General features: G+C 36.7%; 27 protein-coding genes. 10 read left to right on the top strand and 17 right to left on the bottom strand.

Features of this window, described 5'->3' with window-relative positions:
* Positions 1-5: 5 nt before the first annotated feature.
* Positions 6-746 (top strand): hypothetical protein, encoded by a 741-nt coding sequence (locus ABMA78_RS13950; RefSeq protein ID WP_392860908.1) that lies wholly within the window; start codon positions 6-8, stop codon positions 744-746.
* Here ABMA78_RS13950 and ABMA78_RS13945 read toward each other — a convergent pair.
* The 3 genes from ABMA78_RS13945 to bfr all read right to left on the bottom strand — a co-directional run bounded on the left by ABMA78_RS13945 (position 729) and on the right by bfr (position 3,416).
* A complete protein-coding gene (locus ABMA78_RS13945; RefSeq protein ID WP_392860907.1) occupies positions 729-1,169 on the bottom strand; it encodes a hypothetical protein in 441 nt (146 codons plus the stop codon). The two genes, ABMA78_RS13950 and ABMA78_RS13945, sit on opposite strands and share 18 nt — an antisense overlap.
* Entirely contained in the window at positions 1,169-2,860 is a 1,692-nt protein-coding gene (locus ABMA78_RS13940; RefSeq protein ID WP_392860906.1) for a FecR domain-containing protein, read from the bottom strand. Before ABMA78_RS13940 ends, ABMA78_RS13945 begins: the two co-directional genes overlap by 1 nt.
* Positions 2,861-2,939: 79 nt before the next feature.
* Positions 2,940-3,416 (bottom strand): bacterioferritin, encoded by a 477-nt coding sequence (bfr, locus tag ABMA78_RS13935; protein ID WP_392860904.1) that lies wholly within the window; start codon positions 3,414-3,416, stop codon positions 2,940-2,942.
* Positions 3,417-3,546: 130 nt separating this feature from the next.
* On the opposite strand from bfr, the gene ABMA78_RS13930 reads away from it, so the two are divergent.
* Positions 3,547-3,780, top strand: a complete 234-nt coding sequence (locus ABMA78_RS13930) for a hypothetical protein (RefSeq protein WP_392860903.1) — start codon at positions 3,547-3,549, stop codon at positions 3,778-3,780.
* Positions 3,781-3,856: 76 nt separating this feature from the next.
* On the opposite strand, the gene phnE is transcribed toward ABMA78_RS13930, so the two are convergent.
* Genes phnE through ABMA78_RS13915 form a run of 3 tightly spaced genes read right to left on the bottom strand, consistent with a single transcriptional unit; the run spans position 3,857 to position 6,683 of the window.
* Positions 3,857-4,951 carry a phosphonate ABC transporter, permease protein PhnE gene (gene phnE, locus ABMA78_RS13925; protein ID WP_392860901.1) on the bottom strand — a complete coding sequence of 365 codons (1,095 nt, stop codon included), beginning with the start codon at positions 4,949-4,951 and terminating at the stop codon, positions 3,857-3,859.
* Positions 4,952-4,975: 24 nt separating this feature from the next.
* Positions 4,976-5,737: a phosphonate ABC transporter ATP-binding protein gene (gene phnC, locus ABMA78_RS13920; protein ID WP_392860900.1), complete on the bottom strand. Its 762-nt coding sequence runs from the start codon at positions 5,735-5,737 to the stop codon at positions 4,976-4,978.
* Between the two features lie 28 nt (positions 5,738-5,765).
* The gene (locus tag ABMA78_RS13915; protein WP_392860899.1) at positions 5,766-6,683 is read right to left on the bottom strand and encodes a phosphate/phosphite/phosphonate ABC transporter substrate-binding protein; all 918 of its coding nucleotides are present in this window, start codon (positions 6,681-6,683) and stop codon (positions 5,766-5,768) included.
* A 221-nt stretch (positions 6,684-6,904) separates the two neighbouring features.
* On the opposite strand from ABMA78_RS13915, the gene ABMA78_RS13910 reads away from it, so the two are divergent.
* Positions 6,905-7,165, top strand: a complete 261-nt coding sequence (locus ABMA78_RS13910) for a hypothetical protein (RefSeq protein ID WP_392860897.1) — start codon at positions 6,905-6,907, stop codon at positions 7,163-7,165.
* A 16-nt stretch (positions 7,166-7,181) separates the two neighbouring features.
* On the opposite strand, the gene ABMA78_RS13905 is transcribed toward ABMA78_RS13910, so the two are convergent.
* Complete coding sequence (locus tag ABMA78_RS13905) at positions 7,182-8,630, bottom strand: hypothetical protein (protein WP_392860896.1); 1,449 nt, start codon at positions 8,628-8,630, stop codon at positions 7,182-7,184.
* Between ABMA78_RS13905 and ABMA78_RS13900 the strand changes: the two genes are divergently transcribed.
* Positions 8,629-8,874, top strand: coding sequence for a hypothetical protein (locus ABMA78_RS13900; RefSeq protein ID WP_103217354.1), 246 nt, complete (start codon positions 8,629-8,631; stop codon positions 8,872-8,874). The genes ABMA78_RS13905 and ABMA78_RS13900 overlap by 2 nt on opposite strands.
* Here ABMA78_RS13900 and ABMA78_RS13895 read toward each other — a convergent pair.
* Complete coding sequence (locus ABMA78_RS13895; protein ID WP_392860895.1) at positions 8,837-9,958, bottom strand: phosphatase domain-containing protein; 1,122 nt, start codon at positions 9,956-9,958, stop codon at positions 8,837-8,839. The genes ABMA78_RS13900 and ABMA78_RS13895 overlap by 38 nt on opposite strands.
* Positions 9,959-10,013: 55 nt before the next feature.
* On the opposite strand from ABMA78_RS13895, the gene ABMA78_RS13890 reads away from it, so the two are divergent.
* On the top strand, positions 10,014-10,721 hold the full coding sequence (locus tag ABMA78_RS13890) for an MgtC/SapB family protein (protein ID WP_392860894.1): 708 nt from the start codon (positions 10,014-10,016) through the stop codon (positions 10,719-10,721).
* A gap of 4 nt (positions 10,722-10,725) precedes the next feature.
* On the opposite strand, the gene ABMA78_RS13885 is transcribed toward ABMA78_RS13890, so the two are convergent.
* The 3 genes from ABMA78_RS13885 to ABMA78_RS13875 are packed head-to-tail and all read right to left on the bottom strand — an operon-like array spanning position 10,726 to position 12,522.
* On the bottom strand, positions 10,726-11,901 hold the full coding sequence (locus ABMA78_RS13885; protein ID WP_392860893.1) for an Hsp20 family protein: 1,176 nt from the start codon (positions 11,899-11,901) through the stop codon (positions 10,726-10,728).
* Complete coding sequence (locus ABMA78_RS13880; RefSeq protein WP_392860892.1) at positions 11,898-12,239, bottom strand: hypothetical protein; 342 nt, start codon at positions 12,237-12,239, stop codon at positions 11,898-11,900. The genes ABMA78_RS13885 and ABMA78_RS13880 overlap by 4 nt, the downstream gene beginning before the upstream one ends.
* Entirely contained in the window at positions 12,217-12,522 is a 306-nt protein-coding gene (locus ABMA78_RS13875) for a hypothetical protein (protein ID WP_392860890.1), read from the bottom strand. Before ABMA78_RS13875 ends, ABMA78_RS13880 begins: the two co-directional genes overlap by 23 nt.
* 253 nt (positions 12,523-12,775) lie before the next feature.
* Here ABMA78_RS13875 and ABMA78_RS13870 point away from each other — a divergent pair, with 253 nt between their 5' ends.
* Together ABMA78_RS13870 and ABMA78_RS13865 are read left to right on the top strand one after the other, a co-directional pair.
* Entirely contained in the window at positions 12,776-13,693 is a 918-nt protein-coding gene (locus ABMA78_RS13870) for a hypothetical protein (protein ID WP_392860889.1), read from the top strand.
* Between the two features lie 15 nt (positions 13,694-13,708).
* Entirely contained in the window at positions 13,709-14,578 is an 870-nt protein-coding gene (locus tag ABMA78_RS13865; RefSeq protein ID WP_392860888.1) for a hypothetical protein, read from the top strand.
* A gap of 19 nt (positions 14,579-14,597) precedes the next feature.
* Here the strand turns inward: ABMA78_RS13865 and ABMA78_RS13860 are convergent, their stop codons facing one another.
* Positions 14,598-15,263 carry a hypothetical protein gene (locus tag ABMA78_RS13860; protein WP_392860887.1) on the bottom strand — a complete coding sequence of 222 codons (666 nt, stop codon included), beginning with the start codon at positions 15,261-15,263 and terminating at the stop codon, positions 14,598-14,600.
* Between the two features lie 97 nt (positions 15,264-15,360).
* Between ABMA78_RS13860 and ABMA78_RS13855 the strand changes: the two genes are divergently transcribed.
* Entirely contained in the window at positions 15,361-16,596 is a 1,236-nt protein-coding gene (locus ABMA78_RS13855) for a hypothetical protein (RefSeq protein WP_392860886.1), read from the top strand.
* Here ABMA78_RS13855 and ABMA78_RS13850 read toward each other — a convergent pair.
* The 4 genes from ABMA78_RS13850 to ABMA78_RS13835 all read right to left on the bottom strand — a co-directional run bounded on the left by ABMA78_RS13850 (position 16,593) and on the right by ABMA78_RS13835 (position 19,551).
* On the bottom strand, positions 16,593-17,138 hold the full coding sequence (locus tag ABMA78_RS13850) for a hypothetical protein (protein WP_392860884.1): 546 nt from the start codon (positions 17,136-17,138) through the stop codon (positions 16,593-16,595). The genes ABMA78_RS13855 and ABMA78_RS13850 overlap by 4 nt on opposite strands.
* A gap of 11 nt (positions 17,139-17,149) precedes the next feature.
* Positions 17,150-17,905, bottom strand: a complete 756-nt coding sequence (locus tag ABMA78_RS13845; protein WP_392860883.1) for a slipin family protein — start codon at positions 17,903-17,905, stop codon at positions 17,150-17,152.
* 176 nt (positions 17,906-18,081) lie between these two features.
* The gene (locus tag ABMA78_RS13840; RefSeq protein ID WP_021266641.1) at positions 18,082-18,207 is read right to left on the bottom strand and encodes a hypothetical protein; all 126 of its coding nucleotides are present in this window, start codon (positions 18,205-18,207) and stop codon (positions 18,082-18,084) included.
* 9 nt (positions 18,208-18,216) lie between these two features.
* A complete protein-coding gene (locus ABMA78_RS13835) occupies positions 18,217-19,551 on the bottom strand; it encodes a nodulation protein NfeD (RefSeq protein WP_392860881.1) in 1,335 nt (444 codons plus the stop codon).
* Positions 19,552-19,582: 31 nt separating this feature from the next.
* Here ABMA78_RS13835 and ABMA78_RS13830 point away from each other — a divergent pair, with 31 nt between their 5' ends.
* Together ABMA78_RS13830 and ABMA78_RS13825 are read left to right on the top strand one after the other, a co-directional pair.
* On the top strand, positions 19,583-20,905 hold the full coding sequence (locus ABMA78_RS13830; protein WP_392860880.1) for an amidohydrolase family protein: 1,323 nt from the start codon (positions 19,583-19,585) through the stop codon (positions 20,903-20,905).
* 173 nt (positions 20,906-21,078) lie between these two features.
* On the top strand, positions 21,079-21,405 hold the full coding sequence (locus ABMA78_RS13825; protein ID WP_021266982.1) for a helix-turn-helix domain-containing protein: 327 nt from the start codon (positions 21,079-21,081) through the stop codon (positions 21,403-21,405).
* Between the two features lie 104 nt (positions 21,406-21,509).
* Here the strand turns inward: ABMA78_RS13825 and ABMA78_RS13820 are convergent, their stop codons facing one another.
* Positions 21,510-22,208, bottom strand: a complete 699-nt coding sequence (locus ABMA78_RS13820; RefSeq protein WP_392860878.1) for a hypothetical protein — start codon at positions 22,206-22,208, stop codon at positions 21,510-21,512.
* Between the last annotated feature and the right edge of the window lie 133 nt (positions 22,209-22,341).

The following is a 22,341-nucleotide window of genomic DNA, read 5'->3' as shown; positions in this document are numbered from 1 at the left end:
TTGAAATGAGTCTTAATCACAGTGATATGAAATTGATTCCCGCTATTTATAGCTTTTTCACATTTATTGTGGGGCTCTATTATCTCTTTCTAAGCCTGAGTGCTTTTCGTATGAGGCGTACTTTAAAATCATCGTTAAGAATCGAAAGGATGCCTTTTTTTCAGGCCATCATTTGTTTCTTAGTAACTTCACTTCTCTTTGTCCCACTATACTCTGATTATAAAGTAGGGGTCACTCTACTCGTTTTTCTCTTACTATTTTTGGCGCGTTTCGATTTATGGAATATTTTAAGTAAAGTTTTAGGTGAGCATAGCCTTCTTAGAACGATGTATAAAATTGTTGTCTACTTGGCGATATTTGTTTTTGGCATTCACTATATTCTCTACTTAGTGGAGGGCAGTGGCTCGTGTTGTATAAGTGATGATGTCATCTCTAAAACGACTAATGATTTAACGAAGCTAATTTTACCATTTAATATGAGTAAGCTTTTAACTGCTTCTTACCGAGTGGTCGCCTTTTTTAGCCTATTAATCTATATTCGCTTTGCTTATCTTGCATACAAAAAGGCCGACAAGTTTTTATTTGTCGGCCTTGTTATTAATATTTTCTATTACTCGTACTTTTTCTTAAACTTTCTCGTGGTACATAATTATTGGATACCAATTTTCTATCTTGCAGATCTCGTTATTTATTTGAGACTCATGAAATTCGATCGAAAAAAAATTGGCCTAGTTACACTTTCCTAGTTCAAAATTAATTGTTCCGTATCCGTTAACACAAGCTGTGCAGTTCATATATGCTTTTACTTGATCCCCTGGTGCGATATGGACGTTAGCATTTCCTCCTGGGAAGCCAATTCCTGCACCCATTGGAGTGTTATTTAAGACAACATCAAATGTAGCACTAGAGACATCTCCCGATTTCAGTTGTATATAGATATTCTCAATACACCAGTATTGAGAAGAGTTATATCCTTCTACATCTGTTGCATTCGTCCCAACTTGATTTTGAATCCCGAAATGCCAAGTTAAGGTTGTATCTGCATTAAAGAACTCAAAAGAGATAACGGCCCTATTGTCATTTTCAAAAAGGTAAGCATTTCCATCAGCATCTGTTTTAAAACATGATGATAGGCCAAGTAGTAGTGAAATTATTAGTAGCGCTCTCATTAAAACTCCATTTCATATAAGACGCTAAAGTCTTTATTTTTAACAATGATATCTTGTGCGATAAATTCGCGGTGTAAGAAATTAAATAAGAGGGCCGTTGACTTCGAAAGATGTCTTCTTGCTCCAAATTCAAAGCCTTTTCCAGAGTAAATGGCAATATTAGGGTGATGAGAGTCAACAATATATGAGCGGTAGCTCGTTAGGAAGCTCCAATTATCACTGTAGTCATACTCTGCTCCAAATTTTAGATAAGGTGCAAATTGCGTTCTTTGATCCATGACAGGTGTTAGACTCGTTTCAAATCGCGCTGTAAGAAACATTTCATCATTCATGAAAAATCCCGTTGTCAGCCTAAAGCGATTATTTAATCGGTAATATGCTTGAACACCTAACTCAAAAGTTAAGATGTCATCATCCATATCTTCAGGCTCAAGATCACCGCGATCCATGAAATAAGCATGTACTCCAAAAATATAATCAAGGTATAGTTGTTGATTTAAAACATGGCGGTAGTGTCCAACAATATCGGCTCCAAGTCCGCCGTAGTTATCATCATCGCTTCCATTATTATTTTCCATACTAGCGTAATTCATCTGCTTTACACTTAGGCCAGTTTTTAATCCCCATGAATTCTTCATTCCCGCTAGTCTAGCAGGGCCAGAGTTTGGCCCATGATCAACAACTTCATGGCCTTGAACTTCTTTGTATTCAATTTTCTCATTAAGTTTTTTGACAACTTCTTTCGTCTCTTCGTCTTGTTTCTTTGCAACAAAACCTTTCTTCTTATCAAGCTCAATTCCATTGGCCGCAACAAATTGCCCAGTGTTCTTATCGACACTACCAATATCAAGTGATTCATCTTGAATCGCTGGAATGAAGATCGCTGAGTCTAGGTCGACGATTGCACCATTTTTTGGAACTTCATCGGCTTCGACATCATTTCCATAGAGCTTAGTGATTTCCGTCTTGCTTAAGTCTTCACTACTAGCAACTTGAATATCGCTTCTTTTTACACTCTCAAGGTTTTCGTTCTTTTCAAGTGCAATGAGCTGACTAGGATTTACTTTCTGCGGAGGGATTTCATCATAGAGGTGAGCATAGGTCGTCGAGGCCGTCCCTTTTTTAACGATTGTGACATCATCACGGTCGACATTATCTTTCACTGTTTTTTCCGGATCAATATTCTCGCTATTGATCTTTTTTACAGCAACTTCACCCTCAAGTGTTACAACTGATGTGGCCTGGTTTTCCTGACTTACCACCGTGACAAATTCTGTTCCACGAACACCTAAGGCCATGGTCTTTGTCTTTACATAGACTTTATTAAAGGCACTATGTCCTTTTGACTTTTTTGCAGGAACAATCTTTGATCGCATTTTTCCATTCAAAACTTGGATAATACTTCCAGCTTTCTTTTCAACTTTTGTAAGCTCGATTTTTGAGTTTGGCCCAACGACGATATAACTACCATCTTCAAGAATTTCGATCTTCACAAAAGAGCGCAACCTCGTGACAATCGAAGTGTTTTCCTTAAGGAGCTGACCTTTCTTTATCCAGCTGGCCTGCATGGCCCCTGGTGGAAGTTGAGAAACTTCACCACGAATATTAACGACCTTGGCAAAGGCCGCAATTGCGTTTGCTTGGAAAAGACTTAGTGGAATTAAAATGAGTGATAATTTAATTAGATTCATAAAAGTAAACATCCGTGTTTAATTAATTTATCTAATTATAAATAAAAAACAGATGAATGTTTACTTTTTTTTACTTTCTTTAAACAGATTCAGATGCAGTCTGTAGATAATTTTGTAAACCAATTTTATCAATTAGTGAAAGTTGAGTTTCTAACCAGTCAATATGATCATTTTCAGTATCTGAAAGTAGCTCTAAAAGAATATCTCTTGAGACATAGTCATTAACTGACTCGCATAGAGCAATTGCTTTTCTGAGTAATTTACTATTTTCAACTTCATATTGAAGCTCGTCTGATATTAGCTGCTTCACATCGCGACTTGGCTTATATGGTAGGCGAGTACCTAGCTCAGGTAAGCCTTCTAGAAAAATGATTCTTTCAATAAGCTTAGTTGCGTGGATTGTTTCATCATCTTTCTCATGATCAATGCGTTCATAAAGCTTTGTTAGTCCCATGTCTTGGAAAAGGCGTGAGTGAAGGAAATAGAGATCGATGGCCGATAGCTCTTGTGTTAATAATTCATTAAAAATATTGATAACTTCTTGATTTCCCTTCATTTTTTCTCCTTTCATAAAGCATACATGAAAGGTGACTTTTTTCAAATACAATAATAGTTGATCAATATACTAAAGTTATTCTTAAGAAAAACCGATAAATTTACTACGTGATTAGGACGTAGGAGGAATTATGAAAAAATTAATGGCCATGGCCGTATTAGGGCTTACCCTTGCTTCTTGTGGGTCATCCCCCCAGCGAGATATTGCCTCAGTAGATGGTGCTTGTTCACTACAAAAACACCCAGCTAAGAATCATTATCGGATCTTGATTAATGACAAACCTCATAGCCAGTATTGGTATACAAAAGGTGATGCGTTGAAGATCCAAGACTCATTTTCTAAAAAAGGAATGTGTACTGATTAATAGATATTTTTAAGGGAGAGAAATAAAAAGGCCCGCGGATGCGGGCCTTCTTTGTATATAAACTAGTTTTACTTTACTACTTGATCGCTTCACGGATCTTAGAAGATAGCCAGTCCATGATCCATACAATCGCAGCAATTACGATTACTAGAAGACCAACTTCATTCCACTTAGCTAGACCTTGGTACTGCATTAGCATTGTACCAATACCACCACCACCAACTAGACCAATTACTGTGGCCATACGAACGTTGATGTCCCAACGGTAGATTGAGAATGATAGGTATGGAAGAACGATTTGTGGAACAACACCAAACCAAATTACTTGGATAGGGTGAGCACCAGTTGCCATCATTGCTTCGATAGGTCCGTTTGAAACGTTTTCAATCTGCTCAGAGTATAGCTTCGAAAGTGAAGATACTGAGTGAAGACAAAGTGCCATCATACCAGCGAAAGGTCCAATACCTACCCATACAGAGAAGATAATCGCCCATACTAGTGGCTCAATTGAACGTGAAACGTTTAGGAAGAATCTAACGACAGAGTAAATTGTCATTGTTAGACGAGATCCATTCATTAGGTTTCTTGCTGCAAAGAATGCTAGAACAAATGCAATTGGAAGTGCTACTGCTGTTGCAATAAACGCCATGTAGATCGTTTCAATTGCTGCAAATAGAGCTTCTTCGAAAATTGCAAAGTTTGGTGTTAGAAGAGCTGTAAAGATTCTCTTTGCACCAGTCATTCCTGATTCAGAAAGGAATTCGTAAATTGAAATTTGTGAAACATAAATACTAGCAATAAATGTTAGTACTACAGTTGCAATAAGTACGAATGAGAATGGCTCTTTCATAAATAGAGTATTCTCATCTCTTTTCATAATTCCTGTTAGCCCACGTCCAAGAGACATTTTAGTTGTGTAAAGAGCTGCTGCTACTACAAAACCTGCTCCAAGAGCGATTAGTGGCTGGTTCCAAGAAAAGTCTGGGTAACGTAGACCAAGAATTAGTCTCTCCCATACGATCTTCCATGAAACAAGAATCATGTATGACCAAAGAAGGAAATCAATTAAGAATGAAAAGAAATTCATTTTTACTTTGTATGATGTGTACTCTTCTTTTGGTTTTGGTAAGTTATTAACTTGCGTATCTGCCGTTTGAGTCGTCGTTGTCATTATTTAATCCTATATCCAAAAAACTTAGTTAATCGTTACTTCTACAGCATCTTCACCGTAGATTGTCTGGAACCATTCTTCGTTAATATCAAGTGGTTGACCTTCATAAATCAGCTTCCCACCTTTAAGAGCAACTACGCGTGAAGCGTATTCTCTAACTAGTGATAAGAAGTGAAGGTTACAGATAACTGTAACACCAAGTTCTTCGTTAACTTTCTTAAGGTATTGCATAACTGAGTGAGAAGTTGCAGGGTCAAGAGACGCAACTGGCTCGTCAGCAAGAAGAACCTTAGGGTTTTGCATAAGAGCACGAGCAATAGCAACACGTTGTTGCTGACCACCTGAAAGGTTGTCCGCACGTACGTTTTCTTTACCTTCAAGACCAACGATCTTGATGTATTCCATTGCTTTTTTCTTATCTTCTTCAGAGTAGATACCAAGTACTGACTTGATAACTCCTGTTCTTGCAAGTGTTCCAGAAAGAACGTTAGTCATAACAGTTCTTCTTGGGATTAAGTTAAAGTGTTGGAAGATCATTCCGATGTGTGAGCGAGCATTTCTCATTGCTGCACCCTTAAGTTTCGTAATATCTTTTCCTTCGAAGACGATCTCACCACTTGTTACATCGTGAAGGCGGTTCATACATCTAAGCATTGTCGACTTACCTGAACCAGACAGACCGATAATAACAAGGAACTCACCCTTGTTAACGTTAAAGCTAACGTTGTTTAGAGCGTGGCATCCGTTAGGATAAACTTTGTTAACATTTTTAACTTCTAGAATCATTTCATTCTCTCTTTATTTAAAATAAAACCTATTTCTTGTTTAGTTGTTCTTCAAGATTGATATTTAGTGTTTTAATTACGTTTCTTAGTCCATCGTAATCTGCATCAGTTGTATCAACTAGGCCACCAACACTGTAAATATTTTCGAATACATCTTTACCTTCTGGAGTAGCGATATATTTCTTAACAGCTGCAATAAACTTCTCAGTTACTTCTGCAGGAAGGTCCTTTCTGAATACGAATGGATCATTAGGGATTTTTTCAGTGATTTGAACGATTTTTACTTTATCTTCAACATCTGGGAATTGAGTTTTTACACGTGAACGTGCATCACGGATTGTTCCGTCAGAAGATGGAGCAGAGTAGTATGTTGCACCAGCATCTACTTGTCTTTGGTAAACCATTGTTACAACGTTGTCGTGCTTAATAGCAAAAGTTGTATTACCTGGCTTAACATCATTTTCCATCATAATCTTAAGTGGAAACATATAACCTGAAGTTGATGAAGGATCTGTGTAAGCGAATTTCTTACCTTCTAGGTCTTTGATTGAGTTAATTCCGCTATCTACGTGAGCGATGATTTGCCCTTGGTAGTAATCGTGTCCATAACGAAGAACTTTAAGTTTTGCACTAGCTCCATATTTTTCGTTTGCCATTAGGTAACCAAAAGAGTTCATAACTGCAATGTCTGCTCTTTTTGAACCAAATGATTCAACTACTGAAATGTAGTTTGTTGGAATACCTGTTTTGAAGAATAGGCCAGTCTCTTTTTCTAAGAATTTGATAAAGTGAACTGAGTTCGATGCAATTGTGTCTGCGTCAACTGATGGTGTGAAGTATAGTTTTACAGGATTGTCTTTACTTCCTAATTTCATATCTCTCTTACAAGAGATTCCTGTTGTTATTGCTAGTACTAAGCTCATTACCGCAACAATTGTGTGTTTCATTGGTTGTTCTCCTCGTATATTGAACCCTAATATATATAGAAACCTAAAAAAATCTAACATTTTGAAATTACGCTCTTTTAGCATGAATAAGACAGTTTTTTAATGTCAACCTAATCACAATTATAATTATCTTTAAAAACTGAATAATTTCAGTAATTTAGTGAAGGTAGTTTTTATAATATTTAGTCTTTGTTTAATTTGATCAAGGTTATAATGGATACATGGCGTTAAATATCAAAAAACTCGAAAATCCTGTGCGTCCTACTGATCGATTAAGCTCAGATGAGACTCGCGTCAAAAGACTTCACAAGAGTTGTGATGGCTCAAAAAATTTTGATGAGAGCAATAATGATAGTAAGCGTATGTCATTGATAAAAAGCTTCCTAGAAGAGCTATACAAACGTAAGCACTCCGTGAAAAAGAAGCTTAAGGACAAGAAAGAAAAGGTGAATGAGGCCATCAGAAGGTTGGATATCCTCTAATTTTTTTTAAACCATACTACAGTCCTGATGTTGGACAGAAGTCGAGGTGATTTGGCCTTAGTAAAGTTGTTTTCTTTAGGGCCTGATGGGCCAGTTTTCCAAGCTTTGATTCTGTAAAAACCACTCTTTTAAGCTCTTTTGGGCCTTCTAATAAATTGATTTCTTCATTCATCAGAATTTGTAATCTCTGCATAAGAATTAATGCTAAATCTTTATGGTAAGGGCCAAGGCCTGGATAGAGTTTAATGAGGTTTTGATGAATATATTGCTGAGTTTCTCGATGAGACTCAAAGATATACTGACAGGCCATAAATACTAACTCAAGCTTGGCGATCAATGGTTTCTGATTTCCCGCCATTTTCTTGGCAAAGACAATGGCCAGTTGAATTTGATGGTAGCAGTCTTCTGAATTATTACTATTAAAGGCCACTTGAGCATGATTGAGATAATTCTTTATCGTAAAGATCTCTTTTATGGACTTTGATAATCTTGGTGTCTTCTTCGTCACAGAAGGCCTCGACTGAAAAAGGTCACTGTAGTGAATTTGCTTAATTTCAAAATTCTTTGAATCAATAAGTGAAAGAAAAATATCGTTTGAACCAATCGTTAGGGCCGAAACTGTTGTTGGCCAATGCTTCTTTTTGTAAATCTCAAGATGATACTTAAAGGCCTCTTTTGTGTCTCGTGATTGTCCATCACGAATCTCTACTTCTCGGCCATCGATTGCGATGATCTTATAATTACCAAGCGAGTCTTTTACGTGAAACTCCCAATGAAAGACTAATTGCTGGCCCTTTAAAAATTTCTCTATTTCAACAATATCATTAAAGCCAAGTAAGATAACTAGGGCAAGAAAACTAGCACTCATTCCATGGTAATTAATCTTTAGAGCATCTCTTTGAACTAACTGAACACTTAGGCCTGACTCATTGACGCCACCATATGTTGCAAATGGAGACATGAGATTTTGAATGACAATGGCCTCAAGATTCTCCGGTGATTTGAAATGAACAAATCTTAGCTTGTCATTAAAAGTCTCTTGAATTGGAGTATTAATTAATTCAATTGGAGAGTTACTTTCAAGGTGATGATCCTTAATTCCTTCAAAAATTGCACTTGGATTATTTAAGTACTCATGCATGAAGTTTAGGTAGAGAGCGTCCTTGGCCCTTATACCAAGACCTTTGGCATAGCTATTAATTAGCTTATTATATGAGCTTTTGTAGAATTCTTGTGAATCTTCCTTTTCCTTTAAAAACGTACTCTGGTAGGCAAATACCTGACTAAAGAGTTTATGAATTGCGCCTTTTAAGATATTTGGCCCAAAGTATGAACTTTCTTTCAAGTTGCTCCAGGCAAGATTTACGTCTTCCTTATCTAATGCGGCCAATTGATAAATTGATTCTTCTAAGTTGTCGAAGAGTTCTATGTATAACGGAGAATTTTCTTTAAATGGAGCGCTCATGTCTAATATTTTAAGTTCACTTGTTAATCCTAGCAATCAAACTTTTATTGCCGTATGTGTTGCCTTATCAGGCCTAAGAGTGGCCATAGAATTAACTCGATTTTCTCCAGCTAATTGGCCTATTTCAAAACAATTTTCTAAAAACTTTGGTGAAGATTTCACACAAAGGTTTCACAAAGTTGGTCTCTATATTTGTATTGGACAAATTATTCTGTGGGCGCCTGAGCTTCTATTTGCTTCTTAGAATCTTCTTTAACAAGGTTTCCGTCATATAACTCAATCTTTCCATGATAAGAATTAAATGGAGCACGAATATTCAGTTGTGATTCACTACCTTTCTTTCTAATGTAGATCTTTACTTCTTTATCGAGTCCGTGGTGTTTGACGTTATCTTTGATTTGGAAAATCTTATTTAAGAAGAGTCCGTTTTGACGGGCCGTAACCTTAAAGTCTTCCACGCGTTTTAGCTCATTCCAAAGTTGTCTTGGTTCCACTCGTCCAGACATTAGTTCTGAAAATGTTAAGTAGATTAGTGGATCAGACTCAAAATTATCACCCATTAAAACGACTGAAGATGGGATATCTGTCATATTAACAATATCAAGGAGGTGCCCAAGTTTATAGATCCCTTGAGTCTTGATATCTTTTGGAGTTAGATCATTTTCTAAGATCGAAAGAATACGACGATAGTCTTTTAAAAAGATTCCGGCCGTAAAAATCTCATTAGCGTAAAGCCAATCGCGAATTGCATCTTCATAAAAGTGCGGAGACGCAGATAGAATAAATGGATGGTAGCCCATTTCAATATATGACTTTAAAAGCTTTACTGAATTTTCTAGAGTTGGATAGTTTTTTAAAGGACTCGTCAGTGAGTCATAGATCTCACTCGGTTTAGAGTACTTTGTTTCAACTAATGTTTTATCAAAGTCACAAATGATGATCTTGCGATTATCTGTAATCTTTAATGGGATAAATGTTCCAAGATGTAATTCAAGCCCAGGATATTTTGAAATTTCGTAGGCCTCAATCTTTGCTAAGCAATCCTTGCAACCCTTTGGCAGAGGGATTTTGGCAAGCAGCCCACCATATGAATCTGTTTCTAAGTTCTTTGTGAACAATTCCTTGTTATTGTGATCAAGGGCCACAACCTTGATTTCGAACTCATAGGCCCTAAGTAACTTATATGCTTGAATAGGAAAACGCGCTTCAAATTTTTCAAAGTCCTTATTCTTCGAATACAAATTTTCACTCATTGTGAAGTCTGCCTTGATATTAAGGTAGTTATTCGTTTGAATAGCTAAAAAATTTACGGCCTTGGCCCTTTTCAACTTATAAATCCTTGTTAAAATAGACTTTAGTTTATTTTATTCCACAAGAGGTTATATGTATATTGAATTCATTGGAGAGCAACCAGTTTATATTTCGATGGGCATCAAAGTAGTTAGCTCAATTATTCTAGGTGGCTTTATTGGATATGACCGTGAGCAGAAGATGAAGTCTGCGGGGATAAAGACGAATATGTTGATCTGTCTTGGAGCAGCAACATATACTTCCTTAAGTGTTTTAACCATGAGTGAGCATATGGGAACGGTGGCCGACCCCAATCGGATGGCCGCGCAAATTGTAAGTGGGATCGGTTTCTTAGGTGCCGGTGCCATTATTCAAGGCCGTGGTAATGTCGTTGGAATGACGACTGCTGCAACAGTCTGGGTTGTTGCCGCAATTGGGATGACTGTAGGATTCGGCTACCCTGTTATTGCTGCTTTAATTACAATCTCTCTCTTTGCTGTTCTTCGTTTGATAAACCCGGTTTATCGTATGCTTGAATCAGATAAGGCAAAGCAAAATTTCTATATCGAGGTTCTTTCAAATGGACGTATTCGTGGCCATGTAAAAGAAATTCTTTACTCTAGAGTTGAGGATATTGAGATTGTAAGTGAAGAGGTTCTTGATGCGGTTTCGGATGAAAGACTTCTAACTCTAAATGTTCAACTTCACCCTCGTTGGGTTGCACCAATTAAGCGTGAAATTAAAACACTTATTCGTGTAAACAAGGTTGAGTTTCACCAAAGAGATCGCGATATTTTATAAGAAATTATCTTTTTGCAATACGATAGGTAAGAGTCGAAGTTTCAATATCGTAATTTCGACTTACCTTTTTTCCATCAAGAATATCTGGTACATCAAATTGTCTAACTAAACTTTCTGAACGCTTTGACTTGAATGTATTACCATTTTCTTCAACTCGTTGATCAAATTTTCTATTCTGTGTAACTGTAATACCACGCTCTTGAGCATTGATATGTATGGTTTCTTGCTCATGCTTTGGCACTTCGATTGAAAAATAATAAAAGTTCTGATCACTCTTAATACTAGGTTCTAGCTTTGTAATATTATAGAAGCTGTCCTGGCCTTTTTCTTGGATCGTTTCCTTGGCCTTTGTGTAGTAGTTTTTAAGAGTATTTAGCTCTTCATCTATCTTCGTTTTAAGACGTCCCATAAGCCCTTGATGCTCTTTTTGGAGGGCCGCATACTTTTGTTCAAAAGCATCCTTTCTACTCTTTACTGTATCCTCGTGGAATGCTTTTTGTGTTTTGAGCTCATTTTGTTGGAAAGCACCAGTTTGTGTCAGCTGTTGATAATGATCGCTCTTAAGCTTAGACATCTCTTTTCGTTGCTCTTTTTCAAGATCTTTCACCGTTGTGGAATTTTCTTTTGAGAGCTTTTGAACACGTTGATCAAATTGCTTATTAATACGTTGAATAAACCCATCATTTCGAACCGAGATTTCATTAGCAAGGTTTTTGGCCTTTGCCGTCTCATCAATGATGAACTCTTCATTGTCATTTTTTATCTTATTGGCCAGATCATTTACTGTATTGGTCGTGTCTTCAAGGTCGTCACGGCCTCTTTGATGGACATACTCTAATTGCTGTTGGTAATTATCTCTGATGGAATCGATATTTGCATCAGCTTGAAGTTTTGCATAGCTTTCTTGCTTAGCAAATTGTTGGCCTGTCTTCTCAAGACTTTCTTTGATGTCATTGAGTCTGGCCTCTTTGTGATTGAGTGATTCGATAATAGCAACTTGATTCTGATCGCGAACTGAGTCGAGTTTTTCTTCACCAATAATTCTTTGGTCATTGGCCATTTGATTATAGTTCTTACGAATTGACTCGATCTCTTGTTTCTTATCTTTAATGAGGCGATCACGCTCATTCTTAAGCTTTAAGTTTTGTTTCGTAAATTGGTTGCTATCTTCAATTCTCATAGAGCTGCATCTACTCCTTGTTCTAGAGCTTCAGCGTCTTGTGGGTTTGTTGTATCCATGAGCTTTGCTAGGGGAGCATCACAAATTGGATCTCCTCCGGTATGGCCTTTACACATCCAAGTGTTAAGGAGGTTGACGCGAATAGAACGGTTACCACCGTGATACTTCACATACGAGTTTGGATCTAATGTCGAGGTAATCACAACACTTGCTGGCCCTCTTGGGTTTAGGCGCGAAGAAACCATGTATTGATAGACACGGTACTCAGCGCTAGCGCTTGCAGTGATTGCAATCGTTGCAATGAAAAAGAATATCTTACTGAAGCTGCGGATTAGCATCGAGAATCTTTCCTTCGACCATTTCAACTAGGGCACGTGCCACAATATATTGGTCAATTTCATCAAAAGTTGAAAATAACACACGCTGTTTTTCAAGATTGTTATGAGATGAGATTTTTTTAAGTAGAGACTTTGCCTTTAGACGTTGTGCTTTTGTCATGCGAACTTCTTCAAAGTTGCTTCCCATAGCAATGTCTTCAAATAATGGGAAATATCCATTTGCACCAAAATCGATTAACCTTTTAATTGAATCATAACGTTTTAAAAATCCTAACTCGATCAACTCATTCCTCCTGAAATTCTCTAGAGATATTTTATAAATTTTAGGGCCCTTTTGGCAGACGGAATACATTTCCATTGATGCTACACGTATTTTCGGCCTAATTTATGAACGCGTATCAGCAAGTCGTTGTTATTGTAAGCTAAGTTGAGCGATTCGGTAGGATATGCTCGCATTGAAATTAAGAAAATATAAAGATACAATTAAGTAGACGCTAAGAAGGCGTTAATTTTTTTATGAACAAGGAATGTTTTTGATGAATATCTTAACAGCTGCAACCCTGACTATTTTATTTAATTTTTCTGCACTTGCCTTGGTGGACTATTCCCCAAAATCATCTGGTGCTAGCTCATATAATCCAGTGACGACGAGACCTAGTGCTCCTGCAAGAAGTGAAAGGGCCGTCTCTCGTGCGCAAGCTCCAAGCGCTAGCTCTGATCTTTGGGCATTCCTTCCTGATTATTATGACTTCTCTTTAGGCTACGTTGCTAATAAGTCTTTCTTTACTGACGAAAATATTAATTTTGTTAACTTCAATTTAAAGATGGGATTTGCCCATGGCATCTTCCTCGATCTTGCCGCCAGTGGTGCTCAATCGCTAGAAACAGCTGAATTTGAGCAGGCCAATACTGGAGTGAAGCTTGGCTTTAATTGGCTGGAAGTTGGAAATGACTACAATAAACTTATTATCGACTCATACCTTGGAATGCGATTTAAGGGAAAGAGTGAATTTGCAACTCAAAGAAATGATCGCATGTTAGGAATTACTACTGAGAAACGTTTTGGTGCGGCGGCACTTGGTGTCGATTACGAAAGAATATTCGCTGACACACTTGATACTGACGAAGAGATGGCCATTGGCGATATTTCTCATATCAAAGCAAATCTAGGGATTATGGTTTCTCACGAAATTCAATTTCTTCTAACGTATGGTGAAGTAAAGGTTGCTGCTAGTGATTTCTTTACTGCTAATTCTTTGCGTTCTGATTTAAAATACTCATACTTAATGCCACAAATGTTTCTTCGTATGTCACGTTCTGTTCGTTTAAATATGGGAGCAGGCTTTCAGGTAACTCGTCCTGATTCTTCTGTGTTAAATGAAACAGCAAAGCTTTGGGACCTGCCTGTTTTATACGGGAATACGCTATTTGCAGGCCTTAATTTATCAATTTAAAAATAGGATACGTCATTGTTAATTTCAGATAATATTTATTATTGTAAAAATTGTAAAAAAGTTGTTCCTTCAATTGAAGACTTACTCTTTGTTGAAGATGGATCTAATCTGAGCTTTTGTAGCGAAGCCTGCATTGAAAAATTCTATTCTCCACTAATTGACTACTTTACAGGAAAGATTGAGAAGAAGAGAAAGGATCTTAATATTGTGGATGAGCCAGCTCTAGAGGCCTTAGAAAATCCAACTTTTGTTGACCGCGTTCTCCATAAGCCTGATGAGATTTGGCGTTTAGAAAATGACTTAAAAGAAGAGATCTTTACTTTCATTTCCAAAGTCAATCATAACGGCGAAGATATTCATCTGATGGCCTTGTGCTTTGTTTTTAATCACACTCCTTCTTTTGTTTTGGCCCTTACGGCCACTTCAAATGACTACTTCGTACAAGATTTTCAAGTAGGTGAGGAAGTTGAATCTCTTGAAGATTACCATCGCGAAATTGAAGATAATTCTATTTTAGACCCTGAAGACTTTGAGCTTATTGAACTTAAGAAATCAAAGCTTCTTGCTGAAATGATGACTCATAGAAAGGAATTTGATATTCCTTTTGAAGATTTCTCTCTTTATATGGATTACTTGCGTCCTACGATAGAGACATATGATGAGCTTTATGAATTTAAGGATGAGGATGGTGATGAGGCCTTTGCTTATTTCAAGGCATTTGAAAAAAGTGGTGTTAGCTTCTTCTATATCGCTCTTTGTACTAGAATTGAAAAAGGTGAGCAGAGTTTAATTGTTCCAATTATCTCTTTTCCAACAATTGATGGTGACTTGTCTAATTCATATAAGACAGGCAAGCTCATTGATGGAAATAAGCTTGCCCATTAATTAAATTATTTTTTAATTTTTAGAATGATTTGTAGAAATACTGACCTAGTGATTTAAAGGCATCACAGTAAGTGCGGTCATTGTAAAGATCAACATTGATTGAACACATAAAGTAAGCATCGTATGAGATTAGCTCACGGTTAAAAGGAGCAGGGAATTGATAAGTCTTCTCCTTCATAACCATAACACCATTAATCCTAAAACCTTGATAACGTCCATAATCACGATTCTTAGTTAAGTTAAACAGTGAGATCGTTCCCGAACTATCAATATACTTACACTCAGCAGAGCCTAGAAAAATTGAATTTCCAGATGACTGAGAAGTAGGGATAACACAAATTCTAGAATTCTGATCTGGGTTTTTTATTTGAACATAAATTTGTGTTTCATTTGTACGAGACTGACAAACAGTATTTGGTCCTAAGTGCGAATTTGAAGTATTTGCAAAACCTGTTTGGCCGTCTAGTGACCAACTACAGTGTGCAATTGCACTAGGAATATTTGCATTTGAACCATTAGAAGATGAGCTGTCTGAGTCATCGATGTCGATAACTGAGCCACCTGAGCCTGAACCTACATTAGAATTTGAGCCGGAGCTATTTGTATCATAGATTGAGCGCGTCTCTCTTGGAGCGACACATGAGGTAAGGGCCATAATTGCTGTGATAAAAATTAGTCTTTTCATTTAATTCTCCGAATTTATCACTTAACTTATCGGTAATTCTGAAAAAATATTAATTTTTTCATGTAGTTTAATGGTCAGTTAACCGATAAATATCATAATGAAGAAGTTGATCTTCCTAACCACCATTCTTGTACTCGTAATATCAAGTGCTTATCTTGTTGTTACGATGCCATATCGATTTTATTATACCTTCCAAGATGAAGGGATTCAATCGGACTACTTTATTGCCACTAAACAATATGAGTCGCTTTACAAGGGGCTTTCTCCATATGAAAAGTCTCGTGGTGTGACACCATTTTGGAAGAGTATTCATTTTCAGAATTTTCAATTTGATATTCCATTTGATGATGTAAGCTTTAAGGTCTTTCCAAGGCCTAGTATTTCTAAGATTCAGGCCCAACCTTATTTTGATATTGTCGATTATAAGAATAGGCGAGTTCTAAGTGTAAATGACTTTGAGATTGAAAAATTTAATGTCGCAATACCAATGGACGCAATTTTCAATCTTCCTGTTGTGACTCAATTTATCAAGGCCTCATCAAATCAAGAAGTTTGGCTAGATGTTTTAAATCTCAATATAAAGATTAAGAAATTAAATCTATATAGCTATAAAGATATTAAGTATCTACTTTCAAATTACTCACTACCTAAATTAGGCTACTTTCTTTATATCTATAAGATGCGTGAGCAGCTATTTGCTAAGGATGCAACTCGAATTGTGCAAAATGGCCCTTTCCATATTATGCAGTTCTTTGATGAGGCCAATAATATTGGAGTTCTAAAAAATTACTTCTATGAGAAGGGACGTATTTATCGTGCAACAATTCGTTACAATAAGAATAATCCTGATCATAATGTTGTTCTTGATAAGCTCGTGAAGAATTTAAAACTTAATCTTTCTCGTGATGAGGAGAGTTCTCTTGCTATGTATAATGAGTTCAGAAAGCTTAAGTACGAAAAGAGATTTGAGTATAAGGGGATGGCCTTGCTCTATAGTGCCTGGTCTCATGAACTTGAAAATGAAGCATTTTATCGTGAAATGATTTACTACCTTGAAAAAGGGAATTATAAAACAGCGCAACTATTTAGCCTTTATGATTTTGCTAAGAGAAAATTCGGTAAAACATTTTCAAGTCGTGATGAAGTTTTAAAAGACGATCTTAAGGCAAAGATTGAAATAGAGACGAAGAAAGAGAGAAAGAAGCAGGAGAGAGATCTTGCTGACTATCAAATATCTGGGGAAGTTGACTTTAAAGACGACGATGCCAAGCTTGATTACATTCTAAAAAATATCGAAGTAAAAGAAGAAAAAGACGACTTAAGCGAGTACTAAGAGATTAGATCTTCAAAACTATCTGGGTGGTGAAAGTTTGGAGAATTGTCTGGGTGCTTATTTGAGTAGTAGTATGTTTTATCACCTTCGGCCGTTAAGACACAGGTAGGGGATACGCGCAGATTTGAAAGGTCTTCAAAATTATGGCCAAGCTTCTTTAATTCAAAACGACAATTAAGAGTGAAGAGTTCATCTTCAGAATTAATGACAATATTATCAATGTTAATATCTGAGTATTCAGTTAACTCTGATCGATATGAATTAAAGATGAAACAATTCCAACTAGAGTCACTTCCAAAGTTAAATTCAAAATACTCACCATCGGTTTTATTGAGAATAAAGAATTCAAAACAAGTCTGAGTCCAAAGTCCAATAACTCGATTCATCTTGCCATTGTCACGTTGTATATAAATAGGAGAGAGATCCCCTTTTAAACAAAAGTGAAAATTAACATGGCCGTCAATGACCTTGATCTCGGCCGAGGCCTTTAGATCAAGATCATTTTCAGCAAATGGTATTAAGTTAAAGTATTTTGAAATCATAATCGATCTTCTTAATTACCCTTACCCATGATATTTGTTAAGAAATCAACTGGTAGTGGGAAGAATGTCGTCGACTTTCCTTCTCCACTTGAGATCTCTTTCATTGTATCAAGGTAGCGAAGAGTGATGGCATTAGGAGATTCGTTAAGGACCTTTGCCGCTTCTGCAAGCTTAAGGGCCGCATCGAATTCACCTTGTGCAGAAATAACCTTTGCACGCTTATCCCTTTCTGCTTCCGCTTGTTTTGCCATTGCTCTTTGCATTTCAATAGGAAGGTCAATGGCCTTAACTTCTACCGTTGAAACCTTGATACCCCATGGCTCTGTATGCTCATCAAGAATTGCTTGTAGTCTTGCATTAATCTGTTCACGCATTGATAGAATTTCATCAAGCTCGAATTGACCAATTACAGAACGAAGAGTTGTTTGAGCAATTTGACCTGTCGCTAGCAGATAGTTTTCAACTGCGACAACTGACTTTTCAGGATCTTCTACTCTAAAGTAAACAACACCATTAACTTTTAATGTTACGTTATCTTTAGAGATAATATCTTGTGATGGAATATCCATTGTCACTGTTCTCAGATCAACCTTGTGCATTTTTTCTAGGCCTGGAATAAGTAGAATAAGTCCTGGCCCGCGAACAGCTGTGAAGCGTCCTAGGAAGAAGATAACACCACGTTCGTACTCTTTAAGAACCTTAACAGTGTTGAACAATAAAATTAATAGTAGAATTATAAATGGTAAGTAAGGCGCAAAATTTATCATATATCCTCCGTTGAATTGACAAAAACTTTACATTTAACTGACTCTAAAAAAAACTGAGAGTTTAATATTAATTTAAGAAAACTAAGGGGAGATTTTTAATAAACTCTCTCTCTTCCTTGTCAAAAATCAATCGTCCCTCAACGTCCCCTTAGTTTTTTCTTCTTATTTTCAATTATTTAAAGCCAAAAAAACTTTTTAATTTCTCTTCTTGCCCAGTCGATATCGCTCTTTGTTGGAAGATCGTTTTGACACATCGAAAAGATTAAACTCATTAATTGACGAAAAGATTTTCTTTGACTCATTTTATACCTCTATAGTTTTACTTGTAGTTTTAAGTTGTCTTTTTTGATGACCTCTACCTTATCACCAACTTTAAGCTTTGACATATCGCCAGTGGCCGTAAGTTGCCACAATTCTCCATTGTAGCGAGAAAAGACTTTGTCACCATCAATATCTGTTACTGTAATCTCAACACCAGTGTACGGATCTTCAGGTTCAGAGAAAATTCTTTTTCTAGACTTATAAAAAACATAAGCAATCAGACCAATAAAGGCAAGAATCGCACCAATACTAGAAAAGAGAACAGTTGAAGAAATTTGTAGGTATGACTCCTCAGTTTGAAAAAGAAACATGGAGCCAAAAATTAAGCTGGCCACTCCTGCAAGGGTTAAAAGCCCAAAGCTTGTAATATAAATTTCTAGAATAAAGAGAATGAAGGCCGCAATAATAAGCAGGAAGGCCCCTGTGTTAAGGGAGAGTACATTAAAAGATATCCCTGCAATTAAGATGGCGACTGCTCCAATACTTCCAGCGATAAATCCACCTGGCGCTTGAAACTCGACATAGATTAGGGCCGCGCCTATGAGGAAAAGAATATAGGCCATATCAGGAGACGCAAAGAAGCTTAAAAGTTTCTGACCCAGAGTTTTTTCAAATGTTGTGAGCACATAGTTATCAGCGACCTTAACTTTAAAAGACTTATGATGAGAAAGGTATGTCTTATTATTAATTGTATTAATTAAACCGCCCTTACCCTGAATCGTATCAACAATTCCGTTGTGGACATTTTCTTTTAAGGCCTCAGTCTCTGTATAACTCTTTGCCTCTGTTATCATTTTTGTGAAGACCTTCTCATTCTTTCCAGTTGCAGAAGCTTGAGACTTTACGAGGGCAACAAGATCATTAACAATCTTATTTTTCATATCGCCTTCTTTTATATCTGAAGTTCCTGATATTGGCGTGGCCGCACCGATACGCGTTCCATCGGCCATATAGAGAATAGGGATACTACTTGCAATAATGGCCCCGGCACTCGTGGCGGATGCAGAACTAGGTCCAATCCAACCAATGACCAGATTTTTGCTATTGGCAATTAAGTGCATAATCTCTTTTGTAACACTAACCAGACCTCCTGGTGTGTTTATCTTAATTAAGATGGCACTCTGACTTTGGCCTTCAATGCTTTTAAATGCCTTTTGAAGGTAATTTAAAGTGGCCGGTGTGATGGCCTCTTCAATATTAACTGCAACGATAGAATTGATATTAATCTCTTTAGCTTCTTTTGAGCTATCAGCTGCAACTGCGCTGAATGATGCTAAAAATAGGGTAAAGAGTGCTACAAAACTTGTAATGATACGCTTCTTCATATATGTTGACCTGCTTATTAAAGGAGATTTCATGTCATCAAATAATATTACTTATAAAGTAATTATCGCTCATTTTTTCAATCCTATAAATGATAAAAAATGTGAATTTTTAGAAGATTATGCAATTGTTGCAAAGCGCACAACAAAAGGTGATTACAAAATCATCGATCGTATGCCTAAAGCACAACTTTCAGCTTATTTATCACGTAAGAAGAATGTTGAGATTATTGATAAGAGTGGCCAATACGTAATTCCTGGCCTCTATGATACACACTTTCACTGGGTACAAGACGCCGTTTGTGAAATGCCAAAGGCAAATCTGCTACATTGGTTAGAAAATTACACTTGGCCGTATGAAGCTAATTTCAAAAAACTTGCTTTTGCACGTAAGAAGGCAAAAGAGTTTACAAATAAAATTGCAAATAACGGAACAATTGGTGGAGCTTGTTATGGCTCAATTCACTCTCATTCTGTTTCTGAAGCACTTAAGAATTTTAAAGGTGACTATGTTCTAGGTAATGTGCAAATGACAATGAACTCGCCTGAGTACCTTACAATGGGCGTAGAGGAAACAATTGCTCAAACTGAAGTATTAGCGAAAGAGTATAAAGATAAGTACGCTGTAACGCCTCGTTTTGCCATTACTACTGATCCTGTGACAATGGCTGCTGGGGCAAAGACTGCAAAGAAACATCGCTCTTTCATTCAAACCCACTTAAGTGAAACTCAAAATGAAATCGATTTCGTTCTTAGTATCTATAAAGATATTAAAGGATTTGAAAAAGTTAAAACTTATACAGAGATTTATGACAAGGTTGGACTTTTAACTCCAAAAACTATTATGGGACATGGGATTTATCTTTCACCAAAAGAATTAAAACTCTTAAGTGAAAAACAGACGATGATTGCTCACTGTCCAACAAGTAATGCTCCAATTAAAGAGCTGGGACTAGGTTCGGGACTTTTTGATTATAAGAGAGCTAATCGTTTCAAAGTTCACTGGGCCCTAGCAAGTGACATTGGTGGTGGGCCTTTCCTTTCTATGCTCGATGTAATTAATTCATTTGTTATGCAGAATCATAAAAGAGGACATCGCGATACTTCTTATACTCAAGGACTTTACCGAGCTTCACTTGCGGGTGCTACTTCGATGAAACTCGAGCAGGAGAGTGGTAATTTTGAGCTTGGTAAAAAGCTTCATTTTGTCAGTCTTGGAAGCAAAAAGATGAGCGCAAGTCTTACGACGGAAGAAAAACTTAAGAAATTAATTAAGAGGCCTAACAAAGACAGGGCCTTATACACAGATTTAATTGAAGCGACGTATTATAACGGTAATGTGATTTCAGCTAGATAGTTAAGCTAAATCGATCATATTGAACAATATCTGCTATCGACAATAAAATTACGGAAATATTGTAAAAAGTTTTCTTACAAATCTGTTAATATGTTTACAAAAATATTTTATTGCTTTAGAATATATTAAGATACGAATCGTAAGTGCTTGAATATAATACTTAGGAGAAATACATGAGAAGTTTTAGTCACATCGCGAAGCTAATTAAAGAAAAGAGAACAGCACATCCAAAAGGATACTCTCAATCAGAATTATCACACCTTCTTGGTTATAAGAATGGTCAATTCATCTCTAACGTTGAACGTGCTCTTTGTAACATCCCACTAAAGATGCTACGTAGAGTTTGTGAAATCTTAGACATCAATGAAGCTGAATTAAAAGACGCTATCATTAAAGATCACGAAGAAACTTTAGATAATTATCTAAAGGATGGATCAGGTGTTGTTGGTGCAACAACTGGTGCAGAAGCTACGGCTACAACTTCAAACTTCGTTTACTAATCTGATTACCTTTTCGAAGGTTGTTAGTTAGAAAATATTGATAAAAAAAGAGGGAGCGAAAGCTCCCTTTTTTTTATGTTCAGGATGAATGGTAATAAATTTAATTAAACCCCTTTATAGGCCTTATAATCATCTAGAGAACCAACAGACTCTTCAGTGTCATCTGCATAGCTTGATTCAATCTGTGTTTGAAGGTAATGAGGATCTTCGATTTCTTCTTCACTAACTTCTGGATCTACTTCTCCAACTGGTAATTCATGATTAGTTGAATAAGTTAAGTCCATCTTTAAAGATTCAAATTTTTCTTCAAAAACTTTTAAGTCTTCTTCTTTTAAACGACTCTTAAAAGCTAAAAATGTTTTTTGAGTTTCAATATAATTTCTCTCTAGCTTTTCTCTTTGCTTCTCACCAACACGATCAAAGTTATCAAAGTACTTGCGTCTGGCCATAATATGCTGCTCAAGTAAATTGAAGTATTTTACAATGATAAAGTCCTCTCCACTTAGATGTTGTGGGTTTGGACGGCGATTCTTATTTGGTCCACGGCGTCTGCGATTGCGATTTGAAGACTTTCCTTGTGCCTTTTTATTTGGTTTAGTTTGATTTGACTGTGGCCCTTTAGCGCCAGGTTTGTTGCTACCTTGTCCGGCCTGTTGTCCTTGTCCCTTAGGGGCACCACTTGCGTTTGCTGGGCGTTTACGACGTCTGCGGTTGTTTGAGCGGCTTCTGTTACCACGGCCTTGTGGTTTGTCTGAAGACGACGATGTCGATGAATTAGAGGCGTTCTTGTTGCCTTGCTCCATTTGTAATCCCTTATTGATAATTCATAATTACGTTTAAATTTAATTATAGCCCCTAATATTGCTAAGTAAAGCTACAACTTGTCTAACACCTATGTTAAAATTGGCCAATTTCAATAGAACAACTCTCTAATTT

Source organism: Halobacteriovorax sp. RZ-2, assembly GCF_043196685.1.
Lineage (GTDB): Bacteria > Bdellovibrionota > Bacteriovoracia > Bacteriovoracales > Bacteriovoracaceae > Halobacteriovorax_A.
The sequence above is the reverse complement of the archived record's forward strand: the minus strand, read 5'-3'. Positions and strand labels throughout refer to the sequence as shown.